The following is a 12,764-nucleotide window of genomic DNA, read 5'->3' on the forward strand; positions in this document are numbered from 1 at the left end:
TTAATTATTGAACTCCTTATTATTCTTTTCCGCTGAACTCTAGAATATTTAAACCCTCGGATGCCTCTGGTGCTTCAAAAAATTTAGTAACATGAATAAACACCGCTTCCGTGTCAAAAGCTGCTCTATCGGGTTGTTCGCTGCGTCTTTGTGCAATTTGACGTAAGCATTGCTCGTTATTTAGATTAAGAAATACAAGTTGATGACTTGCATTAACCTCTATTGCCAGATCCAAAAACCACTTTCGATGTTTTTGAGTGTTTGCTGGAAAATCCATCACTACATTAGTACCGACATTTAATATATTTTGCACATGCTTTTTTACCAGCGGCTTAATCTGCTCTGAAAATTTTAGATAATCATCAAATGCTGCAATCTGATTTGGATAAAGAGATGAAAGCCATTCATCCTCAGATAACAGTACAGCCTGTTTCTCTGTGGCCAACTGCTTTGATTTCGTTGATTTTCCAGCTCCCATTTTCCCACAGAAAAAGAAAAGTGTCCCCACTTGTTTCATATTTTCACTCCACACTAATTTATTTTTAACCTTTATACCGATTGTCGCATAACTAATCTCAGCTTCTCTTAACTGAAAATGGGTTATAGAGACAGGTTCCTTAAATCAAAACACCGTATCATTAAACAATGTCGATATTCAGGCAAATATTTTTTCAATCTTCTTCATTCCCTCAATGCTGCACTTTTTTTGAAAATGACTGATCAAAAATTGTTTTGCATCTTCTCTCTCTATCTTTAAGGTCTGAATCCCATTTCTAATCACCCAAGAATCATAGGTCTCAAAAGCAGTACTGTTCCAGCCGCTTTTTTCTCCTTTTTCGTTGATTTTTTCTTGGATGCCGGAGATCACGATATCCATTGAACCTTGCAATTCTAACAATGCATTTTCAAAAATCCTTTTTTGCTCTTTTTCCTTTAGTCCTGCTCTAGCTCTTAATGTTCTTGTATCTATTCCAGCCTCTTCGCTGACTATATTATAGATTTCGAAAGCTTCTTTTGAGACATTTCCATTGTAGTAACGCTCCTCAACTGAGTCAGCAGAACCTAGCACGCTTTTTACATAAGGTAGAAGTTCACGAGAGACCAATATAGATTTTTTCTTTATGAATTTGCCATATCCAGCGATTCCATCAGCTGAAAATTGTGTTCTCCATAACCAAGGATCATACTCTGTTCCTGAATGCCAAGAATCGGAATCAGTGACGCTATCTAGCGAAGGAAAGTCTGGAAATAGAGGAGCAAGAGGAAGTAGACCGATCTCTTCTATCACACGTACTGCCTGATCATAAGTTTTCACTTCATCATTCATAAATGTCCCTCCTGATTAGAGTAAAGTTAAAAGGTTATTTCGATATGTATACACTGCTTTCCTTCTAAAACGAAAAGAAGCTGCCCAATAGCAGCTGTTCTTTTAGATTATTACTGAATGCAATTTACAATTCAGTAATCCTCCTCTATCTGATTTTTCTTTTCCTCATAATAAGCCTTCATTTCTATATAAATATAATTAGCAATATCTTCAGGGAAATAATTATTAAATTCGTGAATATGCTCGGTGATAAATATATCGTCATCCGTCATATTTAAGAAGGTTACAGTGCCTGGAAATAAAGCATCCATTTCAGTTAGAATTTCTTGTACTTTTTTTCTGCTTTCAGAATCATTAAACTGGATGGAGCTTTTTATGGCCTGCAGCAAGTTCCATATTTCTCTATCCATCTTTTTTTTGAATTCAGGATCTTTCAGTAAATTCAATTGCTGCATGAGCTGTTCGTCATCGTTAAAATGTTTTTCAAATGATTGAATTTGTGATTTTTCTCTCCTAAATAAATCGAGCATGATAAAGGCGAACTCATCTAGATCTTCATCAGAAATACCTTTACTATTGTAAAGACGTTCCATTCTTGTGATCACGTCTAGAATTTCACTCAATTCCTCCTGTTTTTTTAAAATTAATTGCTTTTGCATCAACAGCAGCTCCCGATTCTTCGATCTCTCATTCTTCATTTGTTCTTTAATTTCACTTAAAGACAATCCAAGATGTTTATATATATTAATTTGCTGAAATTTTTCCCACTCAGCTGCTGTATATATTTTATTTCCATTCTCATTGTAGTTTTTCGGGCAAAGCAAACCAATTTTATCGTAGTACCGTAAAGTTCTAACTGTTGTTCCTGCCATTTTTGCAAATGGCCCGATGGTTACTTCCATGCAGATCCCTCCCCTAGTTTCATTTTAACCTGTTACGTAACGTCACATGCAAAGCACAAATTCCACTATTAAATTTTTGACGAAAAACTCTTGCCTACGACATAACGTCACCATCTAAGATTGGGTACATATTCAATTTGAGAGGAAGATGTTAGATGGAACAGCAGCAATCACTATTCCGTAATCGCCCTTTTATATTTCTATTTATTGGAGCTTTTTTGGCGATCATCGGTTTTAGCATGTTTTTTATGACAACTACTTGGTTTGTCATTTCGGATTTAGGTTCTGCCAGCTCGTTGGGCATTATACTTATTGCCACTACTGTGCCACGCATTTTGATGATGGCATTTGGCGGGGTTCTCGCAGATAAATTCAAGAAGACGACGATTATGTTTAGTACGAGTTCCATTCAAGGAATTCTGCTCGTTATCCTATTTTCGTTAAACCATGCAGGTCAATTAACCTTTATGTATCTAGTCATTCTTGGATTCCTGTTTGGAACATTAGATGCTTTTTCTGGACCAGCTGGAACATCATTAATTCCAAAGCTGGTGCATCAAAGCCAGATCAAACAGGCAAATGCCATTATTCAGGGTCTGGGTCAGGCCGGGTTTGTTGTTGGGCCCATTATATCTGGAAGTATCATGGAGTACGGAGGCGTAACAATTGGGTATTTAGTGTCCGCTATTGTTGTTCTTTTGTCAGCCTTCTTTATGTTTCCTCCTTTCTTAAAAGAAGGTCCAATAGACAATACAATCAAACAAACGCCGCTTAAAGATATGATCGAGGGATTTTCCTATGTGAAAGCAAATAAATTTTTAATTACGGGAATTCTGGTCTTAATTACCTTAAACTTCTTTGCCTTTGGAGCGATATCGATTGCCATTCCTATTTTAGTAGAAAAGTATGGAGGGTCACCGATTAATCTTAGTTACATTGAGACCGCTTTAGCGATAGGGATGCTTGTAAGTACAGTCATCATTGGTATCGTAAAAATACGACATAGAGGATTAACCTCGATGATTGGATTAGTTGCCACATTAATCACAGCTATCGCATTTAGCCAGATTCCTAATTTATATGTTTTGACGGCATTAGCGTTCTTAATTGGCTTCACTATGACTTTTGTTTCGATCCCATTTTTTACCTCAGCACAGGAAGATACAGATCCCCGTATCATGGGAAGAGTTATGAGCATCGTCTTTCTGGCAATGAACGGCTTTGATCCGCTTGCTTATGCAAGTGTAACCTTACTTGTGTCCAAAGGAATTGATATTCAGCACGTTATTTTGTCCTTTTCCACAGTTGGATTGCTGATCGCTCTGATCATTTTATGGAAAGGAAAGACATTTAGACAATATAAGTCTGCTTATTAATCTAGTACCTTACAGAAGTATAGCAAGAAAGACCACTTTTATAAGGAAGTGGTCTTTCTTGTTATATCACTATTTGTATCGCCTTTTTTTAAAATAGGTTAAATCTAGTTTCATTTTCTACAATATATTATTAATGACAAACATCCCTAAAAGCCAGCCCACAATCCCGCTAATACTGCCGATAATAATCAGAGCCGAACCTCCCTGGTAATCTCGCTTTAATACAACTCCTAGAGCTATAGGGATAAATAAGAACACGGGCGGCATTAAATTTAACATTAATAAAGCCACCGTTAACCAACCAATCGTCAGGAGTATTCCTTTGCCGCTTTTTTGTTTATCCTCCATTATGATGATCCCCCTAAAATTCAAGAACGATTTGTCTATTTGTTGTTTAATAAATTTATAATTTCTTTATTTTGGTCAATCTCCTTTCTTAGCTTCCCTTCAATGGATAAACCAGTAATTGCCATTACAATGATCCCCGCGTTATAACCAGCATCATATAGATATCCACACACCCTTTTACTTTCCATTTTATTGTAGATAATTTTTTTCAAGGTCAACTAATTTTTTTGCCTTTTGTTCGCTTCAATGGCAATGAACTTAGGCAAATAACTTGGTGTACATCCTTTTGCTACTTTTTCATGTTTATATAGACCTGTTTTCTCACCAAGTGTAATGCAGCGTGCACGTTGCTTTTCATCATAAACGCCTATCCAGCCTGCGGTGAAATTCATTGCCCTTTGAACTTCCGGTTCTTCCTGGGTAATATTCGCTTCTAATGCAGATAGCAAGTATTCGGTATTATCAGGAGGTGTTTGTCCAGTCCATCTCAAACGTGCTTGATAGTACCAGAAAGTTCGCCTTTGGAGCGCAGAAGAGCTATTCTCCCATGACTCCATTAAAGCAATTGTCTTCTTGTCTTTGCTGAGTTGATTAGCCATTAACCAATCCATTAAGTTGTTTCGCTCATCAAAAGTGTGGGTCTGCATATCCTGATCAAGCTTATTTAGCACGTCTTGTGAAAGATTTTTTTTGTCCATTATTAAAATAGCTAATAGCCTCGGCAAATACGCTTCAGTTGACCAAAGTTCCATAGCTAGTTCATGATCTTTTTTAATGTCCTTTGCGATTTTTCGTAAATCTCCTAGCTTCGTTTTACTATTGATCTGAGCTAGAATGTTTTCTGCTTTTGAAGGGGTTTTTATTTCTGTACCTTTATTTTCAATCATTTTATGTCACTCCTTGCTTATGTTTTTTTATAAAATTTAATTCTAGTTTATAATGATTCATTCAATTAACTTCCATTCTGGTCATAAGAATCCCTGCTTTTTCCTATTCATTTGATCTTTAGAATGGTACAGAAGCTTAATTGTTTACAGAAAAAAAGCCGACCAACGCTTGTTGACCAGCTCTCACTTTAAATCAGTTGATGTTATAGCAAGCTTTCATATACAAGAATAGCATCTATTATATGGTATGGAGGGGTTTTATTTGAACCGTCCGCTCCAGCTGTTATTAAAATATACTCAACATCATTGATAATTGCGTAACTAGCAAGACATAAGCCTGCTTGACTTGTGTAACCAGTTTTGCCTCCGTAAATCTGTATAGATGAATCAATCGTTTGATCGGACATCATTTGAAACATCGTACTATGCATGGTAATTCCTTCGGTTCTTAAACTAGTACTTGCAGTAGAGTGACGCTCACTTGTAAAGATCTCTTTAAAAGTATGATTCTGTAATGCCTCTTTTAGTAAAATAGCTATGTCTTCTGCTGTAGAGTAATGATTTGCCTGATCGTTACCAGTTACATTTGAAAAAGACGTATGATTCATATTTAAAGTTTTTGCTTTATCATTCATTAGTTTAACAAAGTTATCTTCCGAACCCGCTAAGTGTTGAGCTAATGCAAGAGCAGCATCTGCACCTGAAGGCAGCATGACCCCATAAAGCAAATCAATTGCGCGAACAGATTCATTTGGTAAAAAACCAGCTACAGAAAGATTTTCTTCATACAGTTTTGAAAACATTTCCGGAGAAACTGTCATAGGTTCATGAATTTCATCAAGCTGTTCAATTGCAACAAGTGTTGTCATGATCTTTGTTAATGAAGCAATGGAAATTTCTTTTTGAGGCTGTTTTTGATAAAGTACTTTATTTTGATCTAACCTAAGTAAGTAGACATTTTTACTAGCTATATTTTCTTCTAATTCTCTCTCATTTAATAAACCATTATTTTTATCTGCAGCTTTTTCTACTCCAATTAATTTTTTATCAGAGTGTTTGATCGGTTGAATTGATTCTAATCGAAAAGTAGGATTAATAAGTAAAAATAACACAATTAGCCCTGTGATGCTTACAATGATCTTTTTTGTCATAGTATTTATTTACTCTCCTCTCTAATACAAGTAAACCACTATAACAAAGAGCTTTTATTAATATTTACTGTATAAATTCTTACTTTTTTCTTACATTTTAAAAAAGACTCAGTGACGCAAGTAAGCGTGAGAGTATATTGAATAATCGTGTATGGTCTTTTTATAATAAAATAAAAATATTTAAATCTTGAATGTACTCCTTTCTACGACTTTGGGGAATAATTGCACTTAAACGATTCTGTCCTGCTAGTCATAAGTTATTTAGTAACCTAATAATCTTCAATTATTACAATCCTGTTTACAATATTCTTTATATAAATTCCTTAACACTTCCATGATTATTTCATCTGCATGTTGTTCATATAAACGATTTGGTAATTCCTTAGCAGCCAATACATATAAGAATGGTTTTTTTGAAAATTCCCCGATGATCCCAATATCGACAACCACGGTATCCAATCCACCAGTGATATGGTTCAAATGGTAATGTGGGATCCCTTCTATTTCTCCGCGCTGTCTAACTAATCCGTTAATAATAGGATTCCATATCTCAGGTTTGGTCTCGTATCCTTCAAAAATCAACTTTAAAACTTCAAGCAATTGATTCAGTTCACCATTATTTTTAAAATCCCTTGGATTCTTAGTAACATTGATTTTTGGAAAATGGCAGTTAATATCTTGGCTTACATTTTTCCAACCACCACAGAACTCAACAATATGATTCGCAATGTAACTATCATGACACGCAATCATTACTTCAACTGCATCTTCGAGTGAAAGACTATATCTATTTTGAAAATGAGGGTACAACTCCTTACTATCTTCTTTTGGATTAAAACTTATCTCCTTAATTTCATCAGTCCATTTATATACATTTTCTTCAACCTGACGTGCGACCCAGTAACCATGCACTACCTTTGCAGCAGAAGCAAGCGGTACGGACAAATCTTGTGGTATGAACATTCAATTTTTCTATTTAAGCTTGAATAAATAAGGATTCCTAATTCTCCTGGTTCAACTTCTTTTAGTTTCTCTATTAAATGGTTCAATCAAATTCCTACTTTCAATTTTTAGTCAATCATTCATATTTATAAGCACTTCAAACTAATAGTTTCCCAATTAAATTACAAATAAGAAATTCAACAAAAATAAGCATTAATCCTTTATGGACCCATGCTCACATTAATTTTTATCGAATTCCTTCATGCTTATTGAACTACACTTTACCGTTACTTGAATTAGAACATTATGGTAAAAGGGCAAAACTAAGACAATTAGTTCTACTACTACTGAGAGATCACTACCCATTGAACAGCTTACTGCGTTTGTGAAGTTGTCCATAAGATTGTTTTGAGAAGGAAGAACCTATTAGTTTGAAAGATTAAAAGCATCAGGCTCGGGAATACACCATGGTGCAGTAACGATCGCCACAGTTGGGGAAATATATAAGGTGTATCAAGGATTTTGTATCATTTTATTATAGACGCTTAGCGCTTTAAACTACTTTCATAAGAGTCTATTCGCACAAAAACAAACCTGAGTTAATACTGGGTTCTTTTTTTATGCGTTTCTATGCGTCAGTGACGCCCCGAAACTACTCGGTATATGTCGAAGTATAGATACTTAAAGGAATCTTATCCGGGTCATTTAGAATAATTGGATTTCTTTTACCATATTAATAGATTATCTAGTTTATTCCATATATAATTGCTATATCTGGAAAATAAGGAGGATGTTATGAAAAAGCTAGCTGTATGGATTGTAGCAATTTTGTTGGTGTTTTCAGGATTTGCAGGCAGCGTTAGTGCAAATGGATTTAAAGATTTGAAAACAGGCCATAGATTTTACAATGAGATTATGTATTTAGTGGACAAAGGCATTGTGAGTGGCTACACAGATAACACCTTTAGGTATGAGGCAGCAGTAACTCGTGCACAGGCTGCAGTGATGTTAGGAAGAGCAAAAGGATTTGATGGTACTCCTTCCGATACGAAATTTTCGGATGTAAAGAAAGGGAATTTTGGAAGCGGTTATATTAATGATGCAGTAGAAGCAGGGATCATATTAGGATATCCAGATGGTACATTTCGTCCAAACCAGACTGTAACCAGAGGACAAATGGCCATATTTATTGCCAGAGCTTTCGACTTGAAGGAAGAAGCACAAACAGACTTTTTAGATGTGAAACCGGGAATGAAAGCCTATTCCTCCGCCAAAAAGATCATAGCTGCAGGTATTACAACAGGTTACCCTAACAATACGTTTAGACCTGACAATAGGCTTAGAAGATCGGATTTCTCAGCCTTTTTAGCTAGAGCCTTAAATGAAGAATTTCAGGAACATAGAAAAATGACTGTTTATTTTGTCAGTGGTGGAGATACTGACTATGCGGTGATTAGAAAACCGAATAATAATCTGATTCTAATAGATAGTGGAGGAATAAATTCCACACTATTGGAAGATGTAAACAACCTGAATTTTGGAACAGGTAAAATTGATTTAATCGTATCCACTACACCTCAAGAGGATCATATAGCAGGATTAAATTCTGTATTGAAAGCATACAAAGGTGATATTGGGAAGGTTATCCATAGCGGAATGCCAGATCAAAATGCTGCTAATAAAGAGTTTCTATCGTTAATAGAACAGTATAATATTCCAGTTCAAGTAGCAGAAGAAGGAAAGACTTTAGTAAAAGAAGACCACTTTTCCCTTCAGGCATTAAATGCTTACGATGAGGGCGAAAGCATTGAAGAAGGTGCAATTGCTCTAAAGATGACATATAGAGACTTTGACACTGTATTCACTGGCGAAATAAATGGAGCCGCCGAACAAAAATTACTGGAGAATCACAATGTCGATGCAGAAATACTGCAAATAGCCAATCACCGAGACAGTTCAGCAAATTCACAAGCATTTATTGATGCGGTTGGTCCAGACATTACCTTTATTAACGATGAACAAGGCATTGACCCATACCCTGAACTGCTCGAAAGATTAAGAAATGCAGACTCAGACATATATCATGGTGTATTAAGCATAGTCACAGATGGAGAGACGTATCAGGAGTACTAGGAAAACATATTTTAGCCAGAAACATGTCTTAAAATGAATATTGAATAAAAAACGGACTCAGGGAAATGCTGGGTTCGTTTTTTGTTGTTCAGGGTCTTCGAGGCGTTTCGGTTCGGGGCGTCACAGTGACGCCCCGAAAGAACTCGGAATCTGTCGAAAATAGGTCTGTAAAAAAATGGTTTTATTATTAAGTTTGATGATTATTTTTTTGGCCGGTTGCGGTTCTAAAGAAAGTTCTAGTAACGGCAGCAAATCTGAAATGACTAAAGAAGAAGTGTTACATACGGAGAGTGAGGTGCAGGAGGGAGATTTCATTTATTGACTTTGGCAAATTATGTTGATATCGGTAAAGAAGAACATGTCTCTTTGTCCAATTAAATAGGAGATGATTATTTTGAAAAGGCTGTTACCATTATTATGTATAATGATGGTCCTTTTGTTAGTGGGGTGTAATACAAATCAAGTTACTGCTAACGAAAGTGACAGCGGCAAATCGTAATTGGATATTATCTTAAAGTAAACTGCCCCGTTTCTATCATAAGCAAGGTTTCACTTATTACAGGAATGCTGCCCCATTTTTACCATAAGCAAGGTTTCACTTATTAGGAATGCGGTGCCGTTACTTGAATAAACAAACGAATGCGATCCTTCGCACTTGAAGAATGGCATCCGTTTGTTTATGTATTTATGCTCACCAAATTAGCACTAAGTGGATGTCCTTTTACTGCCTATTATCCTTTTACTACGCAATAGTCCTCGAGCAAAAGAAAGAGACGATTAATTCTAGGATAATCGTCTCTTGATAATAGTATATCAAAAACAGTTCACCTGTTTTTTTGAAGTCCTAATAAGCGTTTTAAATTTTCATCAATAAATTTATTATCAGTTCTGTTAATTCCACGACCGGCAAAATGACCCCAGACTGATTTGATAGGATGATATTCAGCATTAGGTACAAGATTAGCTTCATATTTGTTATTTTCTGCCGTACAGAAGAGGTCAGTACTTCCTGGCATGATATAAGTAACTGCTTTAATGCTTTTGAGTGCCTCATCAAACGCTCCGTTATATCCTGTGTTTGCACTAATATCTGCATGTTGTCCCGTCCATAACATGGCTAGAACATTGTGGGGATCCATACTCATAAAGCTATTTTCCCAAACTCCAACTGCAAAATCTTCTAATTCCTCAAATCCCATTTCACGAAAAAGTTCCTCTTTATAGAAGGTTTGCGATAATCCCCATCCAGCATAGACGCGACCAACTGCACGCATATCTTTAGAAGTCAACTTGTTTATTTTGGTATATTCCGAGCTAACTGAGGCCAGGAGTGCAGCCTTAAGTCCATCGAGAACCACATAGGTTTGCGGCCAAGTCTTTGCATTTCCGCAGAAAGAGGCAATTCGGTCAACCATGTCAGGATAACTAGCCGCCCATTGGAAAGATTGAAGACCACCCATTGACCATCCAACTACAAGAGCGACTTTCTGAATGCCGAATTGTTCGGTCACAAGTCGAAACTGCAACTGAACATTGTCATAGATGGTTACCTGCGGAAAATTAGCTTTGTCGAACGGTGCAGGAGTATTGCTTGGTGAAGAAGATAAACCGTTCCCTATTAGATTCGGAACGATAATGAAATATTTTTGTGGATCTAGTGCCATGCCTTCTCCAATCAACCATTCATTATTAACATGCTGGTCGCCAAAAGCGGTTGGATAAATGACAACATTATCTTTAGTTTTATTCAACTTCCCATAAGTCTTATAAGCAAGAAAAGCGCTTGGTAACGTCACTCCTGATTGTAAGGTTACATCACCTAAATTGAAAATCTCGTAATTATCCATCGAGTTATCACTCCTTTTTAAATGAAACACAAGCATTTTAGAATGTATTTCTTGTATTCAGTATAAAGTCGTGTTAATTTCAATAAAAGTGAAGAGAATTAAAAGCAGTGTTCAATAATAATGAAAATCAAAAGGGGGGATTATGGTGGAATTGCGCCAGCTGAATACGTTTAATACAGTGGCAACAACATTAAATTTCAGTAGAGCTGCTGAAGCACTAAACTACGTACCCTCCAATGTTACAATGCAAATAAAAGCATTGGAGGAAGAACTAGATGTTCGTCTCTTTGATCGTTTGGGAAAGCAGCTTGTTCTCACAACTGCGGGTAAACGTTTTTTAACTCACGTCCAGGAAGTTCTAAACAAAGTGGACGAAGCTCGGAGTGTCGTTCATGACAATGAAATTCTAAGTGGCACCTTAACGATCAGTGCAAACGAAGTTGTTTGCGCTTATCGACTTCCAGATATCTTTAAGCTTTTTCGTTCTCGGCATCCTGGCGTTCGTCTCATCTTTCGCTCGGTTCCAAATCAACAACTCAAACAAACACTCTTTGAGGGAACCTCCGATGTCACCTTTATACTCGACGAACCCATTCAATCAACTGGACTTGCAGTAGAGCCATTGATAGAAGAAACTTTTCACTTTTTCGTTGCTCCAGATCATCCACTTGCTAATCAAACGGCATTACAGCTTGACGATTTTCACGGAGAGGTGTTCCTGATAAACGAAAAGGGTTGTCCCTATCGAACAATGTTTGACCGAACGTTTAAGAAGCGAGACATTGATAGAATTTCATCATTAGAGTTTCAGAGTGCAGAAGCCATTAAACAATGCGCAATTTCAGGAATCGGTATTGCTTTTCTTCCTAAAATAGTAACTGCAGTCGAAGTTGAACGTGGCGAACTTGTTGCTCTTCCTTGGCGATTTCAAAACTTGGATGTGTATACACATATGGCATGGCATAAAGATAAGTGGCTTTCACCGATTATATTATCTTTTATTGAAGCAGCAAGGGAAGTTCTACCTCTAACGGAAGACAATATGTCAAAATAGTGTAAACCATTTTGACATATTGTCTTAAATTCATGAAACAAATTACTGCACAATAAGAGTCTACTCCGTTACAAGAATTGCCGATCCTTATTCAACAAACCTGACCCTTTAGCGACATAAGAAAAAGGCTTCCCTTTACTTAAGGAAAGCACCCATTTCTTTAAGTACAACTCTTCACAATTTTTTAATTTATAGCATCCAAATACTTATTTCTTTTTCATATAGAAGCATTCCTCGTAATAGGAATGCCAACAAAACTCTAATTATTCTAATTTACAAGTAAAAAGAAGGTCGCCGTTAGATACATCTTTCTGAGCATTTTGATTAATGTTTTCTAATCTTTCATTAGTATTAGTTATAATAATTGGTGTTATGATCTCTTTGTTTTGCTTTTTAGAAATGGGATGTCAAAGTTTACAAGTGGATCTCCTATATTATCCGATTGTCCTTGTTTTACATGAACCTGAAAATCTTCTCCATTTAGTTCAACCGTATCAATACCGGTATGGATTAACAGCTCTAACCCGTTGTCAGATTTATTCCAAGTGCGTGTTTTGTATGGAAAACTTGCACTACTTCTCCTTTTACAGGGGCAGTAAGGTTTCCATGCCTTGGTATGATTGCAATACCTTCACCCATCATTTTTTGTGAAAACACGGGATCAGGAACATTTCCTAATGATACAACTTCTCCATCAAGGGGAGAATAAATTCTTCATTCTCTGCTTTTACACTTTTTTTAAACATGCTAGTTCTCCTTTTACTTTTCTAATAATCATTTAAATAATTGATCATAAC

General features: G+C 36.2%; 10 protein-coding genes and 2 pseudogenes. 3 read left to right on the plus strand and 9 right to left on the minus strand.

What is annotated here, in order from left to right:
- Positions 1–19 precede the first annotated feature (19 nt).
- From F7732_RS16025 to F7732_RS16035, 3 genes are all read right to left on the minus strand, one after another.
- Complete coding sequence (locus tag F7732_RS16025) at positions 20–517, minus strand: P-loop nucleotide/nucleoside kinase family protein (protein ID WP_151575018.1); 498 nt, start codon at positions 515–517, stop codon at positions 20–22.
- Positions 518–655: 138 nt separating this feature from the next.
- Entirely contained in the window at positions 656–1,327 is a 672-nt protein-coding gene (locus F7732_RS16030) for an AlkZ-related protein (protein WP_151575019.1), read from the minus strand.
- A gap of 131 nt (positions 1,328–1,458) precedes the next feature.
- Positions 1,459–2,229 carry a MerR family transcriptional regulator gene (locus F7732_RS16035; RefSeq protein WP_151575020.1) on the minus strand — a complete coding sequence of 257 codons (771 nt, stop codon included), beginning with the start codon at positions 2,227–2,229 and terminating at the stop codon, positions 1,459–1,461.
- Positions 2,230–2,384: 155 nt separating this feature from the next.
- On the opposite strand from F7732_RS16035, the gene F7732_RS16040 reads away from it, so the two are divergent.
- Complete coding sequence (locus tag F7732_RS16040; protein ID WP_151575021.1) at positions 2,385–3,605, plus strand: MFS transporter; 1,221 nt, start codon at positions 2,385–2,387, stop codon at positions 3,603–3,605.
- 117 nt (positions 3,606–3,722) lie between these two features.
- Here F7732_RS16040 and F7732_RS16045 read toward each other — a convergent pair whose 3' ends face one another.
- The 4 genes and pseudogenes from F7732_RS16045 to F7732_RS16060 all read right to left on the minus strand — a co-directional run bounded on the left by F7732_RS16045 (position 3,723) and on the right by F7732_RS16060 (position 7,040).
- Positions 3,723–3,953, minus strand: coding sequence for a hypothetical protein (locus tag F7732_RS16045; RefSeq protein ID WP_151575022.1), 231 nt, complete (start codon positions 3,951–3,953; stop codon positions 3,723–3,725).
- A 218-nt stretch (positions 3,954–4,171) separates the two neighbouring features.
- The gene (locus F7732_RS16050; RefSeq protein ID WP_151575023.1) at positions 4,172–4,840 is read right to left on the minus strand and encodes a DNA alkylation repair protein; all 669 of its coding nucleotides are present in this window, start codon (positions 4,838–4,840) and stop codon (positions 4,172–4,174) included.
- 203 nt (positions 4,841–5,043) lie between these two features.
- Entirely contained in the window at positions 5,044–5,991 is a 948-nt protein-coding gene (locus tag F7732_RS16055; RefSeq protein ID WP_151575024.1) for a D-alanyl-D-alanine carboxypeptidase family protein, read from the minus strand.
- 279 nt (positions 5,992–6,270) lie between these two features.
- Positions 6,271–7,040, minus strand: a pseudogene (locus F7732_RS16060) (serine hydrolase).
- Positions 7,041–7,728: 688 nt separating this feature from the next.
- Here F7732_RS16060 and F7732_RS16065 point away from each other — a divergent pair.
- The gene (locus tag F7732_RS16065) at positions 7,729–9,066 is read left to right on the plus strand and encodes an S-layer homology domain-containing protein (RefSeq protein WP_151575025.1); all 1,338 of its coding nucleotides are present in this window, start codon (positions 7,729–7,731) and stop codon (positions 9,064–9,066) included.
- 824 nt (positions 9,067–9,890) lie between these two features.
- Here the strand turns inward: F7732_RS16065 and F7732_RS16070 are convergent.
- Positions 9,891–10,913, minus strand: coding sequence for an alpha/beta fold hydrolase (locus F7732_RS16070; protein WP_151575026.1), 1,023 nt, complete (start codon positions 10,911–10,913; stop codon positions 9,891–9,893).
- Between the two features lie 145 nt (positions 10,914–11,058).
- On the opposite strand from F7732_RS16070, the gene F7732_RS16075 reads away from it, so the two are divergent.
- On the plus strand, positions 11,059–11,967 hold the full coding sequence (locus F7732_RS16075; protein ID WP_151575027.1) for a LysR family transcriptional regulator: 909 nt from the start codon (positions 11,059–11,061) through the stop codon (positions 11,965–11,967).
- Between the two features lie 370 nt (positions 11,968–12,337).
- Here the strand turns inward: F7732_RS16075 and F7732_RS23485 are convergent.
- Positions 12,338–12,624: pseudogene (locus tag F7732_RS23485) on the minus strand (PTS glucose transporter subunit IIA).
- Between the last annotated feature and the right edge of the window lie 140 nt (positions 12,625–12,764).

This window comes from Bacillus mesophilum, assembly GCF_008923265.1.
GTDB lineage: Bacteria > Bacillota > Bacilli > Bacillales > Cytobacillaceae > Cytobacillus > Cytobacillus mesophilum.

What these genes read in the sequence shown, in the direction of transcription:
- F7732_RS16065 (WP_151575025.1), top strand. Translation starts at nt 7,729, where the DNA reads ATGAAAAAGCTAGCTGTATGGATTGTAGCAATTTTGTTGGTGTTTTCA.
- F7732_RS16035 (WP_151575020.1), bottom strand. Translation starts at nt 2,229, where the DNA reads ATGGAAGTAACCATCGGGCCATTTGCAAAAATGGCAGGAACAACAGTT.
- F7732_RS16050 (WP_151575023.1), bottom strand. Translation starts at nt 4,840, where the DNA reads ATGATTGAAAATAAAGGTACAGAAATAAAAACCCCTTCAAAAGCAGAA.
- F7732_RS16030 (WP_151575019.1), bottom strand. Translation starts at nt 1,327, where the DNA reads ATGAATGATGAAGTGAAAACTTATGATCAGGCAGTACGTGTGATAGAA.
- F7732_RS16025 (WP_151575018.1), bottom strand. Translation starts at nt 517, where the DNA reads ATGAAACAAGTGGGGACACTTTTCTTTTTCTGTGGGAAAATGGGAGCT.
- F7732_RS16040 (WP_151575021.1), top strand. Translation starts at nt 2,385, where the DNA reads ATGGAACAGCAGCAATCACTATTCCGTAATCGCCCTTTTATATTTCTA.
- F7732_RS16055 (WP_151575024.1), bottom strand. Translation starts at nt 5,991, where the DNA reads ATGACAAAAAAGATCATTGTAAGCATCACAGGGCTAATTGTGTTATTT.
- F7732_RS16045 (WP_151575022.1), bottom strand. Translation starts at nt 3,953, where the DNA reads ATGGAGGATAAACAAAAAAGCGGCAAAGGAATACTCCTGACGATTGGT.
- F7732_RS16070 (WP_151575026.1), bottom strand. Translation starts at nt 10,913, where the DNA reads ATGGATAATTACGAGATTTTCAATTTAGGTGATGTAACCTTACAATCA.